Below are 19,597 nucleotides of genomic sequence, written 5' to 3'. Positions count from 1 at the left end.
CGGGAGGGTCAGTTCGTTCGGTAGGTGCGCGCCGCCTTCGAGGACATCCCGCCCAGCTTGCCCGCCGGCAGCAGCCGGGCCACCGCCACCACCAGCTTGTAGCGCTTGCCCGGCACCGAGAGGGTCCGGCCGTGCGCCAGGTCGCGCAGCGCCTCGTCCACCACCCGTTCGGCCGAGAGCCAGCCCCAGGCCGGGATGTTCGACGTCCCCATGCCGGCCCGCTCGTGGAACTCGGTGCGGGTGAAGCCCGGGCAGAGCGCCATCATCCGCACGCCGGTGCCGGTGAGGTCGCGCATCACGCCCTGGGTGAAGTTGACCACCCACGACTTGGTCGCCCCGTACGTGCCGCGCGGCAGGAAGGCCGCCACCGAGGCGACGTTGACCACGCCGCCGAAGCCGCGCTCGCGCATCCCGGGCAGGGCGGCCGTGGTGAGCCGCAGCACCGCCTCGACATGCACCTTGAGCATGTCGAGCTCCTCCTGCAACGGGACCGTCAGGAAGGCGCCCCGGTTGCCGAACCCGGCGTTGTTGATCAGGATGCCGACCGGCCGGGAACCGTCCAGCAGGCGCTCCTCGACCGCGGCGATCCCGGCCTCGGTGGCGAGGTCGGCGGTGAGCACCTCGGTCTGGACCCCGTACTCCTTGTGCAGGTCGGCGGCGGATGCCTCCAGCCGGCCGGTGTCCCGGGCGACCAGCACGAGGTCGTGGCCGTCCTTCGCCAGGCGACGGGCGAAGGCGGCGCCGATTCCGGCGGTGGCGCCGGTGATGAGGGCAGTTGTCATGGTGCGACGCTAGCGTCCCCGCCACGCGACGTGTACGCCGCATGTGCCGCGTCGTCGGCGGCGCCGCCCGCGCCCACCGGCCGGAGCCGGCTACTGGCGGTCGCCCTCAGCCGCGGCGCCAGCCGGGCCACCTCGCGCGCCCCCACCGAGGCGATCAGGCCGGGCAGCATCCAGCGCATCGGCTGCATGCCGCGCAGCCAGGCCTGCGCGTAGACGTGCGGCGAGCGGCGGGCGATCCCGTCCACCAGCCGCTCCACCGCCGGGCCGATCGGGTAGGTGCGGTTGGCCGGCCAGGGCAGCCTGGCCCGCATCTCGCGCAGCACGTCGTCCTGGTCGGCCCCGCGCACCATGTCGGTGTCGGTCCAACTCAGGTAGCCGACACCGACCTTGACGCCCTGGTGGGCGACCTCGGCGCGCAGCGCGTGCGCGAACGACTCGACGCCGGCCTTGCTGGCGCAGTACGCGCTCATCAGCGGCGCCGGGGTGATCGCGGCGAGCGAGGCGATCTGCAGCAGGTAGCCGCGGCTCTGGGTCAGGGCCGGCAGGAACGCCCGGGCGGTGGCGACGCTGCCCAGCAGGTTGACCTCGATCACTCGGGTGAAGGCGGTGTGGTCGCTGTCCAGCAGCGGGCCGCCGATGGCGATGCCCGCGTTGGCGACCACGGTGTCGATCCGGCCGTACTTCGCCACGATGGCCTCGGCGGTGGCGGTCAGCGCCGCGAGGTCCGTCACGTCGGCCTCCCAGCTGGAGGCCTCCGGTCCGCACAGCTCGGCGGCGGCCTTCAACTCGGCCGGCTCCAGGCCGACCAGCGCGACCCGGGCCCCACGCTCGGCGAGCCGACGGGCCATCAGCGCGCCCAGGCCGCGGGCGGCGCCGGTGACGACGACGACCTGGTTGTTCAGCGGTGCGCTCATGACGCCTCGATCCTCTCGGCAGGGACGGCGGTCAGGTGGGCGGCGACGAGCCGGCGGATCTCGGCGGCGACCTCGGCCGGCCGCTCGACGGGCGCCATGTGCCCGGCCCCGGGCAGCTCCAGCAGCCCGGCCGGCGAGGACAGCGCGGCCACCATCCGGTGCGCGAACACCGGCGGGGTGAGCTTGTCGTCGCTGCCGACGATGATCGCGGTGGGCGCGGCCAGCCGCGCCAGCCCGGCGTTGACGTCCAGCTCGCCGAGCACCGCCGCCCAGCGGGCCCGGACGCCGGTCGGGCACGCGTGCACGATCCGGGCGGTGGCCTCGACCCGGTCGGCGGGCGTGGCCGGCCCCATCGTGGCGTACTTCAGGGCCGCCTTCGACGGGCCGCTGACCGGTCCGAGCGGCAGCCGGGAGCGCAGGATCTGGCGGTGCAGCGCGCGGCGCAGCCACTGGGGGCGCCAGCCGGCCGGGATCACCAGCAGCTCCTCGACCAGGTCGCTGGGACCGGTGCTGACCAGCAGCGCGGCCGCCGTCCGGTCAGCCACTCCGGGCCGGTCGCCGGCCGCCATGATGGTCATACCGCCCATGCTGTGCCCGGCCAGCACGGCCTTGCGGCCCTCCGGCACGACCACGGCGAGGACGGCTTCCAGGTCGTCGGCCAGCGCGGTGGTGGAGTGGCCGCGCGGGGTGGGCGGGATGTCGCTGCGGCCGTGCCCGCGCTGGTCGTAGGCGACCACCCGGTGGGTGTCGGAGAGCCGGTGGACGACCGGCGCCCAGAACGCGGTGGAGCAGGTCCACCCGTGCGCGAGCACGACGAGCGGCGCGCCCTCGGGGCCGTACTCGGCGGCGTGCAGCCGGCTGCCGTCGGCGGAGCGGACGGAGTGCTGGCGCGCGGGGGCGGGCAGCACGCAGTCGGCGGGGATGGCGGGGTTCACGCGGAGACCTCCTGAGCAGCACTGACGGACGCGACGGCACTGCGCTTGATCAGGTCGTACTCGGCGAGGTCGAGCCGCCGGGTGGCCCGGCGGAAGGAGCTGGTGGAACCGGGCCAGAGCACGGTGTTCTTGCCCGCGCCGTCCAGGTACCAGCTGCGGCAGCCGCCGGTGTTCCAGACGGTGCGCTCCATCTTGTGCTGGAGTCGCTGGTTCCAGTGCCGCTGGGCCTGCGCGGTGGGCTGCAGGGCGGTCGCGCCGACCGACTCAAGCGTGGTCAACGCGTCTATCAGATAGTTCAGTTGGGACTCGATCATGAGGATCATCGAGCTGTTGCCGAGCCCGGTGTTGGGCCCGATGACGAAGAAGAGGTTGGGGAACCCGTGCACGGTGGAGCCGCGCAGCGCCTCCATGCCCCCCTTCCACTCCTCGGCCAGGCTGCGCCCGGAGGCGCCGAAGACCTTGGCGCCGATCGGCATGTCGGTGACGTGGAAGCCGGTGCCGAAGACGATCGCGTCCACCTCGTGCTCGCTGCCGTCGGCGGCGACCAGCGTGGAGCCGCGCACCTCGCTCAGCCCGGCGGCGACCACCTCGGCGTTGGGGGCGGCCAGCGCGGGGTAGTAGCCGTTGCTGATCACGATGCGCTTGCAGCCGATCCGGTAGTCCGGGGTCAGCCGCGCGCGCAGCGCCGGGTCGGCGACCGAACGGGCCAGGTGGCGCTCGGCCAGCTGCTGCACCAAGCGCAGCGCGCCGGGACGCCGGACGAAGGCGTCCACCTGGAGCTCGCGGATGGCGAAGAGCGCCGCCCGGCGCAGCGCCGTGGTGGCCGGGACCTTGCGGTGCACCCAGCGTTCGACGGCGCTGATCTCGCGGTCCGCCTTCGGCAGCACCCAGGCGGGCGTGCGCTGGAACAGCGTCAGCCGGCCGACCTTCGGCTGGATCGCGGGCACCACCTGGGCCGCCGAGGCGCCGGTGCCGACGACGGCGACCCGCTTGCCCGCGAGGTCGTAGTCGTGGTCCCAGCGGGAGGTGTGGAAGACCTTGCCGGGGAAGTCGGCGAGACCGGGCAGGTCGGGGATCTGCGGGTCGGAGAGCGGCCCGCAGGCGGAGACCAGCGCGTCGGCCGTCCACTCCCCCGCCGCGCTGGTGACCCGCCAGCGGGTCTGCGCGGGCTCCCAACGGGCCTCGCTGACCTCGGCGTTGAAGCGCAGGTGCGGGCGCAGGCCGTAGGTGTCGGTGACCCGCTCCAGGTAGGCGCGGATGTCGCCCTGGCCGGAGAAGCTGCGCGGCCAGTCGGGGTTGGGGGCGAACGAGAAGGAGTAGAGGTGCGAGGGGACGTCGCAGGCGCAGCCCGGGTAGTCGTTGTCCCGCCAGGTGCCGCCGACCGAACCGGCACGCTCCAGGATCACGAAGTCGGTGATCCCGGCCCGGCGCAGCCGGACGCCCGCGCCGATCCCGCCGAAACCGGAGCCGATCACGGCCACGCGGACGTGCGGCACCTTCGCGGGGGACGCTGTCGGGCTGGTGCGAGCGCGCGGTTTGGGGCTGGCTGCCATGCGGCGGGTCCTCTCTGGGCACTGCGATAGCTGACGATTGTCCCCCAGGCCAATCGCGCCAGTATTCACTGGCGCGATTGTCGGAGATTCGCAGAGTAGCCCGTGCTGACAGCCGATGGAAGAAGTCCGACGGCTCCGATTCGGCGCAGCCCCGCCCTATGCTGGCCGCGTGGCGGAGATCGAGAGCGAAGCAGCAGGTCCGCGCGAGTTCCGCGTCGAGGAACTCGCCGCGGCCGCCGGCATCACCACCCGCACCCTGCGCTTCTACCGCGAGCGCAAACTCCTGCCGCCGCCGCGCAAGGAGGGCCGGATCGCCTGGTACGGCGAGGCCCACCTGGCCCGGCTGCAGATGATCGGCGAGCTGCTGGAGCGCGGCCACACCCTGGGCGGCATCACCGAGTTGATCGGCGCGGGCGAGAGCGGCCGGGACGTCGCCGAGCTGATCGGGCTGCAGGACGCGATCGTGGCGCCCTGGTCGGACGAGACGCCCGTCTCGCTGAGCTGGGACGAGCTGGCGGCCACCTTCGGCGACCAGCTCACCGAGGCCGTCACCGCCGAGTCGCTCGCCCAGGGCTACATCACGGTCCACGAGGACGGGGTCACCCACGTCAGCCGCCGCCTGATGGACGCCACCGTCGCGCTGGTCGCCGAGGGCGTGCCGCTGAGCGCCGTCCTGGACGCCAGCCGCAAGGCCCAGGAGTACGCCGACGCCGTGGCCGACGTCTTCGTCGCGCTGATCCGCGACCAGCTGCTCGGCGCGCTGGCCGGTCAGCAGCCGCTCCCCCCTGGGCAGGCGGCCCACCTGACCGAGCAGCTGACCCGCGTCCGCCCGCTGGCCCGCACCGTCGCCGACGCCCAGTTCGCGCTGGCCATGGACCGCCGCGTGCACGCCGAGTACGACGACGTGATGCGCCAGCGCCGGCACTGAGCGGGCCACTACTCGGTACGCAGCGCGGTCGCCGTGCGGGTCCGGGCGGCCCAGCCGGCCGGGAGCAGGGCGCCCGCCGTCGCGATCACCAGTCCGCCCAGGACCAGCGCGACCAGCGTCGGCAGGTGGTAGACCGCGAGGGCGTCCGCCGGCAGCCGGGTGTTGGCGGCCTGGGCCATCGCGGGCACCACGTAGCGTTGCAGGGCGACGCCGAGCGGCACGCCGACCGCGCCTGCGAGCAGGCCGATCCCGGCGACCGAGGTGAGCACCATCGCCACGGTCTGCCGCGGCGACATCCCCAGCGCCTTGTACACGCCCAGGTCGTGGACGCGCTCGCGGGTGTCCAGCAGCACGGTGTTGAGCACGCCCAGGCCCGCCACCGCGACCAGCATCGCCGTCAGCATCGCGGCCAGGGCGTCCATCGACAGGATGGTGGGGTTGAACGGCGGCCGGTAGCTCCCGGGGCCGAAGCCGTTCGGCTTCAGGGACGCGCCGAGGGCGTCCAGGTAGCCGTTCAGGTCGGTGCCCGGCTTGAGGTCGATCTGGAACTCGGCGCTCATCGGGTCGACTTCGGCATCCAGTGCGGCCAGCGAGGCGCTCTCGGTCCGGATCAGCATGCCCGACTCGTCCATGTCGAAGTCCTCGCCGACGATCCGCAGCGGCGCGCCGCGGCCGTTGGCCGTGAGCGTGATGGTCTCCCCGACGTGCGTCCCGGTGGCCTGCAGGAACCCGGAGGCGACCACCGCCTGGCCGGGTCCGTCGAACCAGTGTCCGGAGACCATCCGGTAGGCGCCCCAGGAGGAGTCGCCGTCGTAGCGGACGACCGTGGTCGGGCCCGCCAGTCCCGCCACCCCGACCGTGCTCCGGCCGATGGTGAAGGACCGCCCGGTGCCCGGCTGCGCGGCGACCTTCGCCGCCACCGCCCGCAGATCGGCGGCGTCCGGCAGGTGGGTCGCGGCGGGGCCGTCGATCGGCGGGAGCGGCTGGGCCACCACCAGGCCGGGATAGCGGCGCATCATGCCGTCCTCGACGACGTTGAGCGAGACGGCCAGGCCGACCCCGAAGGTGACCCCGACCGAGCCGAGCACCACGGCCGCCACCATCGTCGCCGAGCGCCCGGGCCTGGCGAACGGCTGGGCCAGGCCCAGGCTGACCGCCCGCGGCAGCGGCAGCCGCCCGAGCAGCTGCCGAACCGCCCGGCCGCGCCCGGCGCTCGGGGTGCGGCCGACGGACAGCGCCTCGACGGTGCGCAGCCGCCCGGCCCGCAGCGCCGGCACCAGCGCGGTGCCGGCGGTCGCGGCGAGGGCACCGGCCGCCACCGCCAGGTCGATCCACGGCGCGACCGGCCGCACCCCGGCGCCGAAGGCCTCCCCGGCCCTCGCCAGCACCGGGAGCGCCGCCAGGTTGCCGAGCACCAGGCCCAGCACGGTACCGGCCGTCGCGGGAATCAGCGCCTGGCCGACGTAGGCGCGCACCACCTGCTCCGGGGTGAATCCCAGCGCCTTCAGGATGCCGATCCGCCGGGTCGAGGCCCCGACCGCGCCGCTGACCACGATGCCGATGATCAGCACCGACATGGCCAGCCCGATCACCGCGAAGGCGACCACGAACGGCACGAAGGTCGCGGTGTTCTTGTCCGCGGTCACCTTGATCGGCAGGTAGGACGCCGCCGATGTCATCGAGCCGGGCGGGACGGCCGCGGCGAGCGCGGCGCGGTCGGCGCCGACCTGGGCGTTGGTGGCCGCCTCGGCGAAGCGGTAGAGCATCTCGCGGCCGGGCGCAGCGCCCGGCGCGGTCAGCGCCGCCAGCTCGGCGGGCGTGACCCAGGCGTCGGCGCTCTGCCCGACCGACCTGGCCAGTCCGACGACGGTCAGCGCGGGTGCGCCCGGCAGCGCGGGGAGGGTGAGCCGGTCGCCGACGCCGAGCGGCGTGTTGTGGTCGCTCAGCACCACCTGGCCCGGTCCGTCGACCCAGCGGCCGGAGGTGAGCACCAGATCGTCGACCGGTCCGCCGGTGCCGTCGCGGGCGACGAAGGCCATCGGCGGGTTGTGCAGGCCCACCGGCAGACGCGAGGTGTTGGCGCCGACGTCCGAGGCGAGCGAGAGCACCGGGTACGGCCCGGCGGCGGCCGTCACCCCCGGCAGGTGCACGGTACGCGCGAGGTCCGCGTCGGTGGTCCCGGCCGGGTCGAACTGCACGGTCAGGTGCGCGCCGTGCTGCCGCGCGAAGCCCTGGTCGAACGAGGCGTCGGCGGCCGCCAGCAGCCCGCCGCCGAGCACTGCGGCGGTGACCGCCATCATCGTGGTCAGCCCCATCACCAGTGTCTGCACCCGCCGCCGGCCGACCCCGGCGCGAACCACCTTGCCCAGGACGCTCATCGGGCCGCCGCCGTCCGGAGCACGTCGCGGGCGATCCGGCCGTCGACCAGTTCGATCGTCCGACTCGCGCAGGCCTGGGCGAGTGCGGTGTCGTGGGTGACCAGAACGATCGTCTGCCCGTCCGCGTTGAGCCCGGTCAGCAGCTCGCGCACGTCGGCCGCCGAGGCGCTGTCCAGCGCGCCGGTCGGCTCGTCGGCCAGCAGCAGTGCCGGACGGTTCATCAGAGCCCTTGCCACCGCGACGCGTTGGCGCTCACCGCCGGACAACCGGCCGGGGAAGGCACGGACATGGCGGTCGATGCCGAGCCGCTCCAGCAGCTCGGCCGCCCGGCGGCGGGCCACCGGGCGTGACATACCGGCCAGTTGGGCGGGCAGCAGCACGTTGTCCTCGACCGTCAGATCGTCCAGCAGGTTGAAGAACTGGAAGACCATGCCGATCCTGTCCCGCCGGTACCTCGCCAGGCCCGCCTCGGACATCTCGTCCACCCGCAGACCGTCCACGGTGACGCTGCCCTCGCTCGGCTTGTCCAGCCCCGCAACCAGGTTGAGCAGGGTCGACTTGCCGCTGCCCGAGGGGCCGAGCACGGCCAGCGCCTCGCCGGCGCGCACCTCCAGGTCCAACCCGGCCAGTGCGGGCGGCCCTTCGTCGTACGTCTTGCTCACGTCGCGGACGGTGATGATCGGCGTGGACACGGGGTCCTCCACAGGGTCGGAAGCGGATCGGTACTGATCCGAACCAGACGCTAGGAGCGGGCCGGTGGGCCCCGACAACCGCCCAGACGGCGTCTTGCAGGTGTATCTGGATACACCCCCGGTTCGGGGTTCAGCCCACCTGCGGGCCCGGTCCGCTGCCCGGCAGACTGAGCGCCAACACCCCGACGTCCGAGGAGGATCCCCCGTGAGCGGCACGACGATGACCCGACGCGGGCCACTGGCCTGGATCGGTGGACGCCTGCGCACCGCCGCCCGCGCACCGGTGTTCTGCGTGCCGGCCCTGATGGGGGCGGGCGTCCTGCTGGCGCCGATGCTCCTGCCGCCCGCCGTCTGGTTCTTCAGCCTGACGCCCTCGGTCGGCACCGACCGCGTCCACAACTGGCTGTGGCTGGAACTCCTGCTGCTCCCGCTCACCCTGCTGGGCACCCGGTGGCTCGCACAGCTGACCAGGGGGCTGGCCGGGCGGTGGTGCGGCGTGCCCATCACCGCCCCCTACCGGCCCGCCCCCGACGGCGACGGCAGTCGGTTGCAGCGCTGGGCCGCCTGGGTGCTGACCGACCCCGCGACCTGGCGGGACCTGCTGTGGACGGCTGCGAACGCCACCTGGCTCGTCGTGCTGAGCGCGCTGCTGGCACCGCCGGTGCTGTTCGTGCTGGGCGTGTTCACCAAACGCCTGCCCGCTCCCGGCCTGTCGGCTCCCGTGACGACGCCGGACGTCCTCGCCAACACCTTCTACGCCTTTGCATCCCGTCCGATGGCCCTGGCCAGCCTCGCCGAGGCCGTCGCCGTCCCGATCGCGGTGGCAGCCCTGGGCCTGCTGGCCGGGCCGCGGCTGCTGACGGGCTACGCCTCCGTCGCCGACCGGCTCCTTGGACCGACCCAGCAGGCCGAACTGACGCTGCGGGTCCGCCACCTGGCCGAGACCCGCTCCGACACGCTGGACACCGGGGCGGCCGAACTGCGCCGGATCGAGCGGGACCTGCACGACGGCGCGCAGGCCCGGCTGGTGGCGATGGGCATGACCATCAGCGCCGCCGACCAGCTGGTCGACGTCAACCCGGCGGCCGCGCGAGCCCTGCTGGCCGAGGCGATGACCGCCTCCGTCAAGGCGCTGGCCGAGCTGCGCGACCTGGTCCGCGGCATCCACCCGCCGGTGCTGGCCGACCGCGGCCTGACCGACGCGGTCCAGGCGCTGGCACTGGACCTGCCGCTGCGGGTGCACTGCGCCGGCGAGCTGACGGGCCGTCCGCCCGCGCCCGTCGAGTCGGCGGCCTACTTCGCCGTCAACGAGCTGCTGGCCAACGTCGCCAAGCACGCCGGTGCCGACCAGGCCTGGATCGACATCAGCCATACTGGCGGCACGCTCCGGATCGGCGTCGCCGACGACGGCCGGGGCGGTGCCGACCCCGAGAACGGGACCGGTCTGAGCGGCCTCGAACGGCGCCTCGCCGCCTTCGACGGCGTCCTCGCCGTGAGCAGCCCGCCCGGCGGGCCCACCCTGGTGAACCTGGAGATCCCGTGCGCGTTGTCATCGCCGAAGACCTCTTCCTCCTGAGGGACGGCCTGACACGGCTGCTGGAGGCGCACGGCCTACAGGTCGCCGCCGGCGTCGACACCGGTCCCGGCCTGCTGGCCGCCGTGGCGGAACACCGGCCGGACATCGCGATCGTGGACATCCGCCTCCCCCCGAGCTTCACCGACGAGGGACTGCGCGCCGCCCTGGCGGCGCGCCGGGAGACCCCCGGGCTTCCGGTGCTGGTGCTGTCGCAGTACGTCGAGCAGCTGTACGCCCGCGAGTTGCTGGTCGGCGGCACCGGCGGCATCGGCTACCTGCTCAAGGACCGGGTGCTGGACAGCGCCCAGTTCGTCGACGCGGTCCGCCGGGTCGCCCTCGGCGGCACCGCGATGGACCCCGAGGTGATCTCCCGCCTGCTGACCCACAACTCCGCCAACAGCGCCGTCGCCGCCCTCACCCCCCGCGAGCACGAGGTCCTCGCCCTGATGGCCGAGGGCCGCTCGAACGCGGCCATCGCCCAGCAACTGGTCGTCACCGAGCGGGCCATCGCCAAACACACCGCCTCGATATTCCAGAAGCTCGACCTGCCGCCCTCGGACGACGACAACCGCCGCGTCCGCGCCGTCCTGGCCTACCTCAACGCCTAGGTCTGCTTGACTGAGGCCATGACCAGCGAGGAGAGCGAGCCCGACCCGCGCTTCACCCTCGCCAACGAGCGGACGTACCTAGCCTGGAGCCGGACCGCGCTGGCGCTGGTGGCGGCGGGGCTGGGGTTCACCCAGCTGCTGCCGCCCTTCCCCGGAATCGCCTGGGGGCGGCGGGCGCTGGGGGTGCCGCTGATCGTGCTCGGCGCGGTGGTCGCCGTGGTCGGCTACCTGGACTGGGAGCGCCAGCAGCGCGCCCTGCGACGCGGCGAGCCGCTCCCGCGGCCCCGCCTGCCGCGGATCCTGGCGGCCGTGGTGACCGCCGAGTGCCTCTTCGCCGCGGCCCTGGTGATCGTCTCCATGCGGTCCAGCGGATGAACGGCCCACCCGAGGACGGGGATCCCAGCCCGCAGGGGCGCACCGACCTGGCCTGGCAGCGGACCTGCGTCACCTTCGCGGCCGTCAGCGCGGGCGTCCTGAAGATCGACCCACCGGCCGGCCTGCCGCTGATCGCCGTGACGGCCGCCGTCTGGGCGGTGGGCACCCGCCCCGCCGCCGTGCGCCCGCGGCGCCGAGCGCTGCGCTTCGTCGCGGCGACCGTCCTGCTGACCGCCCTGCTCGCCCTCGCCGTCGCCCTGTCCGCGGCGGGGTTGCCGCACACACTGCGCTCGTAGGAGGGCCCGCGAGTGGCGGGCCCTCCTAGGCCCTGTCGTCAAACCCCCTTCGTCGCCCGTAGGGCGGCTTGGCGGCGTCAGGTGCGTGCTCTCGGCGTGCCGGGCGCGGGCCCTCGTACTGGACGTACTTGGGTCTGTGCCCGGTGCGGCGAGAGTGCGTGCATGGCGTCGCCAAGCAGAAGGGGGTTTGACGACAGGGCCTAGGGTCAACGGGCAACAGTGGAGGTGGTGGCGGGAGTGCACGCGGTGGGGGTGGGGGCCGGGTGGTGGCCGGCGAGCCAGAACCCCGCGAGGAGGCCCGCGACGGCGAGGACCTTGTGCCGGTTCTGCTTCCACCAGGACGGGGATCCGGCCGTCATGAAGCGCATCTGCGTGTACTCCGGGTGCACACGAGGCGGTGCGTCCTTGAAGAGTCCCATCTTTGGTGAACCTCCTTTCTCGCTCGGCGGGTTCACGACGATACGCTCGGTGATTCCTTGATCGCAGGCATTAATTGCGGAGAGTGATTGGATGATCCGACCATGGCTGGGACGACCGGTTGGATCATAGGGTCGGCCTCACCCGCTGGTTGACGGTCTGTCGGGGTCGGTGTGGGGGAGGCGGGCGACCCGGCGCGGCCCCTGGGGGGCGGCCGGGTATGAGTGCGGTGGGGAAGCTTCGGGACACCTGGGAGTTGACGGGCGGGCGGGTACTGGCCTGGTCGCTGCTCGGGCGGCTGCCGGCGGCGATGTGCCCGATCGGGACGCTGCTGCTGGTCGGTCAGAACTCCCACAGCGTCTGGCAGGGCGCGGCGGTGGCCGGTGCGCTGGCGCTGGGGCAGGCCGGCGGCGGGCCGCTGGTGGGCCGGCTGGCCGACCGGCGCGGGCAGCGGCCGGTCGGGCTGGTCGCCGCCGCCGTCAACGCGCTGGCGATCCTGGCGCTAGTGGCCGCCTCGCAGAGCGGTGCGCCGCTCGGCTGGCAGCTGGTGCCGGCCGTGCTGGTCGGGCTCTCGGTGCCGCTGGTGGGGCCGCTCTCGCGCAGCCGCTGGCTCTGGCTGGCCCGCGGGCGGCCGCTCGAGCAGCGGGCGTCGGCGCTCTGGCTGGACGGCCTGGTGGACGAGATCAGCTTCACCAGCGGCCCGGCGGTGGTCGGCGTGCTCGCCACGCTGGCCGGGCCGGGCGCCGGGATGCTGCTGGCGGCGGCCCTGGTCGGCGTCTGCGGGACGCTCTTCGCGCTGCACCCCTCCGCCCCGCCCGGCAGCGACGCGGGCGGGCGCACGCCGGTCCGCGTCGGGCCGCTGATGTCCCTCCCGTACGGGCTGCTGCTGGCCGGAATGGCCCTGCTCGGGCTGGTCTTCGGCTCCCTCCAGGTCGGCATCACGGCGACCACCACGCAGCTGGGCCACCCCGGCGCGGCCGGGCTGCTCTACGCGCTGGTCGGCCTGACCAGCTCCTGCGCGGGCGTCGCGATGGCGGCCCTGCCGGCCCGCTGGGACCTGCCCGGACGCCTGCGGGCCGGGACCGGGCTGCTCTTCGCCGCCTCGGTGCTGGCGCCGCTGGTCGGCGGCAGCCTGGGCGGTCTCGCGGTGGCGGCCGGGTGCCTGGGGCTGGCGGTCGCACCGCAGATGATCACGATGTTCGGCCTGGTCGAGCGGACCGTCCCGGGCGGACGGCTCGGCGAGGCGATGGCGGGGCTGGTCAGCAGCATCACGCTCGCGCAGGCGGCGGGGACCGCGGCGAGCGGCTGGCTGGTGGACGGCTACGGGCCGCACGCGCCGTTCGCGCTCACCTGCGGCGCCGCGGCGACCGCCCTGCTGCTCGCCGTCTGCACGGCCACCGGTGAGCGCTACCGCCGGCCGTCCCACTCCCCCGCCGTGGACCGGGTCGCCGCCTGAGAGCCGGTGCCCCGCGGCGCAGCTGGGTGGTCGCCGCAGGTCGCGGGTACCCGGGCGTGCGAGAGTGGTACCAGCGAAGGGAGCGGACGCGTGCTCATGGAGAAGGTGGCGGAGATCCTCACCGAGGCGTCCGCAGAGGTCGTCGAACCGCGCTTCCGGGCCCTGGCGGCCGGCGAGGTGATGGAGAAGTCCCCGGGCGACCTGGTCACCGTCGCCGACCGGGAGGCCGAGGTGATCATCACCCGGCGGCTGCGCGAGCTGCTGCCCGTGCCGGTGGTCGGCGAGGAGGCGGTGGCCGCCGATCCGTCGCTGGCCCGCGCGCTGCACACCGAGCCCGCCTGCTGGCTGGTCGACCCGGTGGACGGGACCGCCAACTTCGTCGCCGGACGCCCGGACTTCGCCGTGATGGTCTCGCTGATCCGCGACGGCGAGGCGGTGGCCGCCTGGATCTGGCAGCCGATGACCCGCACCGCCTACGCCGCCGAACTGGGCGCGGGCGCCTGGCGCGACGGGCGGCGGCTCACCCGGGCCGCGGCGGCCGACACGCCCGAGAAGTGGCGCGGCTCGATGAAGCCGTGGTTCCTGGCCAGGGACGTCTTCCCCGGGCTGCGCGACCGGGTGCACGCCTTCGGCCAGGTGACCGGGGGACGGCGCTCGGCGGGCGTGGAGTATCCGCAAGTCGCGGACGGCGACATGGACTTCCTGGTCTACTGGCGGACCCTCCCGTGGGACCACGCACCGGGCTCACTGCTGGTCCGGGAGGCCGGCGGGGTCTCGGCCCGGCTGGACGGTACGCCCTACCGGGCCGACCCGCCCGGCGGCGTGGACGGTCTGCTGGTCGCCAGCGACCCGCAGACCTGGGAGCAGACCAGGGCGATCCTGCTCGGCCTGCCCGACTGAGCAGGATCTGAGCAGGATCACCCCGGAAGGATCGGCTACCAGAGCACCGGCAGGCGCTCGGGCAGGCGCTTGATGAAGCCCGGACGCCAGGCCAGTTGCTCGACCGGCAGGGCCAGCCGCAGCGCCGGCAGCTTCTCCACCAGCGCCGTCAGCGCGATCTCGGCGTGGGTGCGGCCGAGCGCCGAGGCGGGGCAGAAGTGCTGGCCACCGCCGAAGGCCAGGTGCGGGTTGGACTCCCGGTCGAAGTCGATCCGCTCGGGGTGCGGGAAGACCGCCGGGTCGTAGTTGGCGCCCTCGATCAGGACCAGCACCAGCTCGCCCGCCTTGATCTCCACCGACCCCACCTGGACGTCGGCCAGCGCGATCCGCGGCAGCGCGTCGCCGATCGACAGGTTGTAGCGCAGCAGCTCGTCCACCGCCCGGCCGATCACGGCCGGCTCGGCCCGCAGGCGGTCGGCCAGCTCCGGCTGCTGGGCCAGCGCGATGATCGCGTGCTGCAGGAACGCCGAGGTGCTGACCGCGCCCGCGCCGAAGAGCGAGAGGGCGACGGTGGCCAGCAGCTCGTCGCTCACCTGGTCGGAGACGTCCGGCGAGCGGCGCAGCTCGACGAACCGGCCGAGCAGGCCCTCGGTCGGCTCCGGATCGGCGTTCAGCCGCTCCACCATGTAGCCGAGGTCCTTGTACCAGTTGGGCGTGGACCCCTCGAAGGTCGTCGGGCTGGTGATGAACGCGACGTCGATGCCGGACATCAGCCGGCGCCAGTCGTCGGTGGGGATGCCCAGCAGGCGGCAGTGCAACGCGGCCGAGTACGGCTCGGTGAAGCCGTCGCGCAGGTCGGCCGGCGGGCCCTGCGCGATCAACCGGTCCAGCAGCTCGTGCGCCTGGGCCTCCAGCCAGCTGCCCAACTCCTTGTCCGCACGCGGCGAGAGGGTCTTCATCACGGCGTTGCGCAGCCCCGCGCTGTTGATGTTGCCCATGTTGTTGACCACCTCCGGCGGGATGGTCAGCGCGTACTGGCGCGGGACGCCGGGGTTGGCGGTGTCCTTGAGGCTGAACCGGTCGTCCTCCAGCACCTGCTTGGCCAGTTCGTAGCTGCTGACCAGCCAGGCCTCGTCGCCGGTCATGGTGCGGACCCGGGCCACCGGCTGCTCCTCGCGCAGCCGCTCGGCCTCGGCCGGCAGGATGTCGCCGCGCCGGGAGAGCGGGAACTCGGGCAGCGGCGGGCGCTTCGGGGTACCGGGCAGGACGGGGTCGCGCTGCGCAGTTGTGGTCATTGTGCTTCTCCTTGGGGTGGTGACATGACGATCAGTCAGAAAAGGCGGGGGTGCCTCAGGCGGCGGCCGCGCGCGGGGCGGACGCCACCCCCGGGCGGACCACCGCGTAGGCCTGCTGGGGAACCGCGCGCAGTCCCTCGCTGCGCCCGAACAGCACGGGGGTGAGCGGGAGTTCGACGTGGTAGCAGGAGACCGAGGTGGGCACTCCGAGCAGCCCCGGGGTGTCCAGGAAGAACGGCAGCTCGGCGCAGATGTAGCGCAGGCCGGCGGCGAGCTGCTCCGCGGTCGGCTCGGCGCCGTCGGGCGTGCGGCCCGCGAGGAAGGAGCGGGCCATCCCCTCGGCGGCCTGCCGGAAGACCGGATCGCCGCGCAGGCCCTCCTCGATGGCGAACCGCAGCTGGTCGTAGCGGGCGTCGGCCAGGAAGTCGGAGACCGCCCGGACCCGGACCGCCTCCCAGCCGGCCTCCTCCACCCCGCGCTGGATCCGCCGGGCGGTGGTCTTGATCTCCTTGGCGGCCCGGCGCTGGGCGTGCTCCGGGGTGTAGCCGAAGGCCGCGAACTGGGTGTCGACGTGCAGATCCGCGTAGACGATGTCCACCGAATCGAAGAACTCCCGGGCCCACAGGATGAGTTCGGATATCCGCTGGGGGCTGAAGTAACTGTTGCCGGGGCTCACCCCGATCAGCAGGTGGTCACCGCGCTCCCACACCTGGCGGCAGCGGTCGGAAAAGGGACGTGCCTCGAACGTGCTGGGCTTGGTGCTGATGAGCGAGTCGCTCATACCGCGGCCTCCGCGTCGCATGGCTGAGTTCACAGCAGAAGTCAGGGGAAAGGGAAGTACGGATAACGGCATAACGGGGGAAGGAGAATGGCCGGCACCTCGGTGCCGTGGCGCGCGCTGCCGTTCACGGGAGCGCGGGGAACGCACATCCGGACGCGAGCGCGCAGAAACGCACAGGCTATTGACGCCCGTTCATCCAAATGTGACGCTGAATTCACGTCCGGCGGTCACCACGGCTCTCGGGCCGTTCCGGATCCGCACCGACGGAGAAATGTCAGGAGGGCGCTCAGAGGGTGGTACTGCCTGCTGGGTCTAATGCCGGCGGCGCCTGGACATCCGGCGCGCCGTCGGGGGTGGACACCACGGACGCCGGGGCCGTCGCCGGCCGCGCCCGATCGCTACGACATGCCGCAGCCACCGCGGATTCGCGGTTGCGCATGGCGGGTCCCCCTCGCGCCGCGAGTCCCGAGGAGCCGTGTGCTCCTGGTGTGGCGGCGACTACGGGAAGTGACGTTACCTCCGTTGTTCCGGAGATTCGCAAGTCTTGCCGACGGGTTGGCGAAATGTCATCCAGGCGCGGCTGAAAAAAGACGTCGACGAGCCTCTTCGGGCCATTACCGCCGGTCCGCCAACCGCGTCCGGCGGAATGCGCCGCAGGCTATCGCACTCCCATGGATATTCCTCCAGTTCGGGCCGCCGATATTCTCACCGAATTGTGTGGATCACCACTGTTCCGCGGCCCCCGGACCGGACTCCAGCGTACGGCCCGTCCGAACGGTCTCGTCCAGCAGCCGGGCCAGGTCCGCCTCGCTCGTGTGCGGATTGAGCAGCGTGAGTTTCAGCCGCACCAGCCCCGGCCCGCGGCCCGGGAGTTCGGTGCGGCCGAGCACCGCGCGGCCGCCCGCCAGCAGCCGGCGGCGCAGCTCACCGTTGAGCCGGTCGACGGCGGCCGGGTCCGCGCCCGCCTGCTGGTGCGCCGGTCGGTAGCGGAACACCACCGTGGTCAGCAGCGGCTCGCAGTGCAGCTCCAACTCAGGCCGGGTACGCACGAGTTCCGCGGCCTCCAGGGCCAACTCGTGACAGCGGTCGACCAGCCGTCCCAGGCCCTGGCGGCCCAGCGTCCGCAGCGTCACCGCGATCTTGAAGGCGTCGGCCCGCCGGGTGGTCCGCAGCGAGAGGCCGAGCAGGCTCGGGTAGCCGGCCTCCTCGTCGTCCGCCGGGTTGAGGTAGACCGCCCGCCGGGCCAGCGAGGCGTAGGTCTCGGCCCGACGGGCCAGGAACACCCCGGCGGCGGCCGGCTGCCAGCCCAGCTTGTGCCAGTCCAGCGAGACGGAGTCGGCGCGCGCCACGCCGTCGAGCAGCGGGGCCAGCCGGTCGGAGAGCAGCGCCCCGCCGCCGTACGCGGCGTCCACGTGCAGCCAGGCGCCGTACTCGGCGGCCAGATCGGCGCAGCGGTGCAGCGGGTCGATCGCCCCGGTGTCGGTGGTCCCGGCGGTGGCGACCACCGCCAGCGGCGTCCCGCCGTCCCGGACCGCCGCGGCCAGCGCCGCCTCCAACGCGGAGCCGTCCATCCGCAGTTCGCGGTCGACCTCGACGGGGACGACCGCGCGCTCGCCCAGGCCGAGCAGCGCGGCGGCGCGCTGGACGGAGAAGTGCGCGGCGCGGGAGGCGAAGATCCGCGGCCGCAGGCCCGGGTCGAGACCGTCCAGTTCCGGGTGTCCGGGCAGGATCTGGTCGCGGGCCAGCATCAGCCCGAGCAGATTGGACTCGGTGCCGCCCGAGGTCAGCACCCCGGCGGCGAGTTCCGGCCGGTAGCCGACCAGGACGGCCAGTTCGGCCAGCAGGTCGGTCTCCAGGACGGTGGCGGCCGGCGCCTGGTCCCAGGAGTCCAGCGAGGGGTTGAGCGCGTCGGCCGCGAGGTCGGCGGCGACCGCCAGCGCGAGCGGCGGGCAGTGCAGGTGCCCGGCGCAGGCGGGGTCGGCGGGGTCGGCGGCGCCGTGCGCGAGGAGCTCGGTCAGCCGGGCCAGCGCGTCGGCCTCGGCGTACCGGAACTCGTCGCGGACCAGGGCGGCCAGCGCCGTCGGATCACCGGCCGGCAGCGGACCGCCGCGTCGCACGGCGCCGGCTTCGAGCGCCGTCAACACCGTCTCCAGCAGCGGCCGCAGGGCGGCCGGTCCACCCACTCCCCCGGCCAGCGGCGGGAGTTCGGACTCGGGCAGGGCCTCGCTCATCGTGCGCCGCCGTCCTTGGGGGCAGCGGCGGCCGCGATGGCCTCGGCCAGCCGGTCGATCACCGCCCGCAGCTGCTCGTCGGTGACGGTCAGCGGCGGCAGCAGGCGCAGCACCGCGTCGTGCCGGCCGCCGAGTTCGACGATCAGGCCGCGGGCCAGGCAGGCTTCGCGGACCCGGACGGCCAGTCGGGGATCCGCCGGCAGCGCGCCGCAGGCATCCATCTCACCTGCGGGGTCGACCAGTTCGACGCCGATCATCAGGCCGCGGCCGCGCACCTCGCCGATCACCGGCAGGGCCGCCCGCAGCGCGCTGAGCTCTGCGATCAGCAACTCGCCCAGCCGCCCGGCCCGTTCGGCCAGCCCGTTAGCGGCGACATAGCGCAGGGTGGCCGCGCCGGCCGCCATCGCGAGGGTGTTGCCGCGGAACGTCCCGGCGTGCGCGCCGGGCCGCCAACCGTCGTACTCCTCGCGGTAGACCACCACCGCCAGCGGCAGGCTGCCGCCGATCGCCTTGGAGAGCACCATGGCGTCCGGGACGATCCCGCTGTGCTCGATCGCCCACATCGCACCGGTGCGGCCGACGCCGGTCTGCACCTCGTCCACGATCAGCGGGATGCCGCGCTCGGCGGTGATCCGGCGCATCGCGCGCAGCCAGCCGTCCGGCGCCGGGACCGCGCCGCCCTCGCCCTGCACGGCCTCCAGGATCATCGCGGCCGGGCGCACCACGCCGCCCGACGGGTCGTCGAGCAGCCGCTGGGTGTAGACCTCCGACATCCGCTCGCCCGGCTCGCCGCCCAGGCCGAACGGGCAGCGGTAGGAGTAGGGGTAGGGCAGCCGGGTGACCTCACCGCCGCTGGGCAGCGGCTCCTTGACGGCGACGTTGCCGGTGACCGCGAGGGCGCCCGCGGTCATCCCGTGGTAGGCGCCGGTGAAGGCCAGCGTGCCCCGGCGCCCGGTCGCGGTCTGCATCAGCTTGAGCGCCGCCTCGACCGCGTCCGTCCCGGCCGGGCCGCAGAACTGCACCCGGGCCCCGGCCGCGAACTCGGCCGGCAGGCTCTCCAGGAGCGCGGTGGTGAAGTCGTCCTTCTCGGCGGTGGCGAGGTCGAGCAGGTGCAGCGGCGCGCCGCTGTCCAGCGTGCGGCGGATCGCGTCCAGGACCACCGGGTGGTTGTGGCCGAGCGCCAGGGTGCCGGCGCCGGAGAGGCAGTCCAGGTAGCGGCGGCCGTCGGCACCTTCGACCGTCATCCCGTGCGCGCGGACCGGCACGATCGGGAACGAGCGCGCGTACGTCCGGGCGGCGGACTCACGGACCCGTTGGCGGCGCAGGATCGCCTCGCCCGGCACGGCGGGGTCGGCAGGACCGGGAGGCGCGACTGCGGGCGCGGCGGAGAGAGTCAAGGCAACTCCAAAGTTAGGTAAGCCTAACTTTAGTTTATGGCCTGTCAGCTGCCGCTCTGTGTGTTTCAACGAGCCATCCGGCAGCGGGTCACGGGTACGCTGCC

18 protein-coding genes are annotated in these 19,597 nt (G+C 73.9%); 7 read left to right on the top strand and 11 right to left on the bottom strand.

Annotation, left to right across the window (positions count from 1 at the left end; genetic code table 11):
• Nucleotides 1–8 precede the first annotated feature (8 nt).
• From P3T37_RS14275 to P3T37_RS14260, 4 genes are read right to left on the bottom strand one after another with little or no spacing between them, the layout of a single operon-like run.
• Nucleotides 9–782: an SDR family oxidoreductase gene (locus tag P3T37_RS14275; RefSeq protein WP_280723976.1), complete on the bottom strand. Its 774-nt coding sequence runs from the start codon at nt 780–782 to the stop codon at nt 9–11.
• Nucleotides 779–1,696 carry an SDR family oxidoreductase gene (locus P3T37_RS14270; protein ID WP_280723975.1) on the bottom strand — a complete coding sequence of 306 codons (918 nt, stop codon included), beginning with the start codon at nt 1,694–1,696 and terminating at the stop codon, nt 779–781. The genes P3T37_RS14275 and P3T37_RS14270 overlap by 4 nt, the downstream gene beginning before the upstream one ends.
• Nucleotides 1,693–2,631, bottom strand: a complete 939-nt coding sequence (locus P3T37_RS14265) for an alpha/beta hydrolase (protein WP_280723974.1) — start codon at nt 2,629–2,631, stop codon at nt 1,693–1,695. Before P3T37_RS14265 ends, P3T37_RS14270 begins: the two co-directional genes overlap by 4 nt.
• A complete protein-coding gene (locus P3T37_RS14260; protein WP_280723973.1) occupies nt 2,628–4,184 on the bottom strand; it encodes an NAD(P)/FAD-dependent oxidoreductase in 1,557 nt (518 codons plus the stop codon). The genes P3T37_RS14265 and P3T37_RS14260 overlap by 4 nt, the downstream gene beginning before the upstream one ends.
• Before the next feature lie 169 nt (nt 4,185–4,353).
• On the opposite strand from P3T37_RS14260, the gene P3T37_RS14255 reads away from it, so the two are divergent.
• Nucleotides 4,354–5,112, top strand: a complete 759-nt coding sequence (locus P3T37_RS14255; protein ID WP_280723972.1) for a MerR family transcriptional regulator — start codon at nt 4,354–4,356, stop codon at nt 5,110–5,112.
• Between the two features lie 8 nt (nt 5,113–5,120).
• Here P3T37_RS14255 and P3T37_RS14250 read toward each other — a convergent pair whose 3' ends face one another.
• Both P3T37_RS14250 and P3T37_RS14245 read right to left on the bottom strand, forming a co-directional pair.
• Nucleotides 5,121–7,490: an ABC transporter permease gene (locus P3T37_RS14250; RefSeq protein ID WP_280723971.1), complete on the bottom strand. Its 2,370-nt coding sequence runs from the start codon at nt 7,488–7,490 to the stop codon at nt 5,121–5,123.
• Nucleotides 7,487–8,182 carry an ABC transporter ATP-binding protein gene (locus P3T37_RS14245; RefSeq protein WP_280723970.1) on the bottom strand — a complete coding sequence of 232 codons (696 nt, stop codon included), beginning with the start codon at nt 8,180–8,182 and terminating at the stop codon, nt 7,487–7,489. Before P3T37_RS14245 ends, P3T37_RS14250 begins: the two co-directional genes overlap by 4 nt.
• Nucleotides 8,183–8,387: 205 nt before the next feature.
• On the opposite strand from P3T37_RS14245, the gene P3T37_RS14240 reads away from it, so the two are divergent.
• Genes P3T37_RS14240 through P3T37_RS14225 form a run of 4 tightly spaced genes read left to right on the top strand, consistent with a single transcriptional unit; the run spans nt 8,388 to nt 11,037 of the window.
• Nucleotides 8,388–9,758 carry a histidine kinase gene (locus P3T37_RS14240; RefSeq protein WP_280723969.1) on the top strand — a complete coding sequence of 457 codons (1,371 nt, stop codon included), beginning with the start codon at nt 8,388–8,390 and terminating at the stop codon, nt 9,756–9,758.
• Nucleotides 9,722–10,366, top strand: coding sequence for a response regulator transcription factor (locus tag P3T37_RS14235; protein WP_280723968.1), 645 nt, complete (start codon nt 9,722–9,724; stop codon nt 10,364–10,366). The genes P3T37_RS14240 and P3T37_RS14235 overlap by 37 nt, the downstream gene beginning before the upstream one ends.
• A gap of 18 nt (nt 10,367–10,384) precedes the next feature.
• Nucleotides 10,385–10,741: a DUF202 domain-containing protein gene (locus P3T37_RS14230; protein ID WP_280723967.1), complete on the top strand. Its 357-nt coding sequence runs from the start codon at nt 10,385–10,387 to the stop codon at nt 10,739–10,741.
• A complete protein-coding gene (locus P3T37_RS14225; protein WP_280723966.1) occupies nt 10,738–11,037 on the top strand; it encodes a DUF202 domain-containing protein in 300 nt (99 codons plus the stop codon). Before P3T37_RS14230 ends, P3T37_RS14225 begins: the two co-directional genes overlap by 4 nt.
• Before the next feature lie 206 nt (nt 11,038–11,243).
• On the opposite strand, the gene P3T37_RS14220 is transcribed toward P3T37_RS14225, so the two are convergent.
• Nucleotides 11,244–11,456 carry a hypothetical protein gene (locus tag P3T37_RS14220; RefSeq protein WP_280723965.1) on the bottom strand — a complete coding sequence of 71 codons (213 nt, stop codon included), beginning with the start codon at nt 11,454–11,456 and terminating at the stop codon, nt 11,244–11,246.
• 218 nt (nt 11,457–11,674) lie between these two features.
• Between P3T37_RS14220 and P3T37_RS14215 the strand changes: the two genes are divergently transcribed.
• Together P3T37_RS14215 and P3T37_RS14210 are read left to right on the top strand one after the other, a co-directional pair.
• On the top strand, nt 11,675–12,910 hold the full coding sequence (locus P3T37_RS14215) for an MFS transporter (RefSeq protein ID WP_280723964.1): 1,236 nt from the start codon (nt 11,675–11,677) through the stop codon (nt 12,908–12,910).
• 96 nt (nt 12,911–13,006) lie between these two features.
• Nucleotides 13,007–13,810 carry an inositol monophosphatase gene (locus tag P3T37_RS14210; protein WP_280724159.1) on the top strand — a complete coding sequence of 268 codons (804 nt, stop codon included), beginning with the start codon at nt 13,007–13,009 and terminating at the stop codon, nt 13,808–13,810.
• A gap of 35 nt (nt 13,811–13,845) precedes the next feature.
• Here the strand turns inward: P3T37_RS14210 and P3T37_RS14205 are convergent, their stop codons facing one another.
• The 4 genes from P3T37_RS14205 to P3T37_RS14190 all read right to left on the bottom strand — a co-directional run bounded on the left by P3T37_RS14205 (nt 13,846) and on the right by P3T37_RS14190 (nt 19,439).
• Entirely contained in the window at nt 13,846–15,084 is a 1,239-nt protein-coding gene (locus tag P3T37_RS14205) for a cytochrome P450 (RefSeq protein WP_280723963.1), read from the bottom strand.
• Between the two features lie 55 nt (nt 15,085–15,139).
• The gene (locus P3T37_RS14200) at nt 15,140–15,865 is read right to left on the bottom strand and encodes a tRNA-dependent cyclodipeptide synthase (RefSeq protein WP_280723962.1); all 726 of its coding nucleotides are present in this window, start codon (nt 15,863–15,865) and stop codon (nt 15,140–15,142) included.
• A gap of 722 nt (nt 15,866–16,587) precedes the next feature.
• Nucleotides 16,588–18,096, bottom strand: coding sequence for a pyridoxal-dependent decarboxylase (locus P3T37_RS14195; protein WP_280723961.1), 1,509 nt, complete (start codon nt 18,094–18,096; stop codon nt 16,588–16,590).
• The gene (locus P3T37_RS14190; RefSeq protein ID WP_280724158.1) at nt 18,093–19,439 is read right to left on the bottom strand and encodes a diaminobutyrate--2-oxoglutarate transaminase family protein; all 1,347 of its coding nucleotides are present in this window, start codon (nt 19,437–19,439) and stop codon (nt 18,093–18,095) included. Before P3T37_RS14190 ends, P3T37_RS14195 begins: the two co-directional genes overlap by 4 nt.
• Nucleotides 19,440–19,597: the final 158 nt, after the last annotated feature.

This window comes from Kitasatospora sp. MAA4, assembly GCF_029893355.1.
Lineage (GTDB): Bacteria > Actinomycetota > Actinomycetes > Streptomycetales > Streptomycetaceae > Kitasatospora.
Note: the sequence above shows the minus strand (reverse complement) of the source record. Positions and strands in the feature narration are given on the sequence as shown.

Coding starts and splice junctions, on each gene's coding strand:
- P3T37_RS14275 (WP_280723976.1), bottom strand. CDS start 782: ATGACAACTGCCCTCATCACCGGCGCCACCGCCGGAATCGGCGCCGCC.
- P3T37_RS14270 (WP_280723975.1), bottom strand. CDS start 1,696: ATGAGCGCACCGCTGAACAACCAGGTCGTCGTCGTCACCGGCGCCGCC.
- P3T37_RS14260 (WP_280723973.1), bottom strand. CDS start 4,184: ATGGCAGCCAGCCCCAAACCGCGCGCTCGCACCAGCCCGACAGCGTCC.
- P3T37_RS14250 (WP_280723971.1), bottom strand. CDS start 7,490: ATGAGCGTCCTGGGCAAGGTGGTTCGCGCCGGGGTCGGCCGGCGGCGG.
- P3T37_RS14230 (WP_280723967.1), top strand. CDS start 10,385: ATGACCAGCGAGGAGAGCGAGCCCGACCCGCGCTTCACCCTCGCCAAC.
- P3T37_RS14225 (WP_280723966.1), top strand. CDS start 10,738: ATGAACGGCCCACCCGAGGACGGGGATCCCAGCCCGCAGGGGCGCACC.
- P3T37_RS14220 (WP_280723965.1), bottom strand. CDS start 11,456: ATGGGACTCTTCAAGGACGCACCGCCTCGTGTGCACCCGGAGTACACG.
- P3T37_RS14215 (WP_280723964.1), top strand. CDS start 11,675: ATGAGTGCGGTGGGGAAGCTTCGGGACACCTGGGAGTTGACGGGCGGG.
- P3T37_RS14210 (WP_280724159.1), top strand. CDS start 13,007: ATGGAGAAGGTGGCGGAGATCCTCACCGAGGCGTCCGCAGAGGTCGTC.
- P3T37_RS14205 (WP_280723963.1), bottom strand. CDS start 15,084: ATGACCACAACTGCGCAGCGCGACCCCGTCCTGCCCGGTACCCCGAAG.
- P3T37_RS14200 (WP_280723962.1), bottom strand. CDS start 15,865: ATGAGCGACTCGCTCATCAGCACCAAGCCCAGCACGTTCGAGGCACGT.
- P3T37_RS14195 (WP_280723961.1), bottom strand. CDS start 18,096: ATGAGCGAGGCCCTGCCCGAGTCCGAACTCCCGCCGCTGGCCGGGGGA.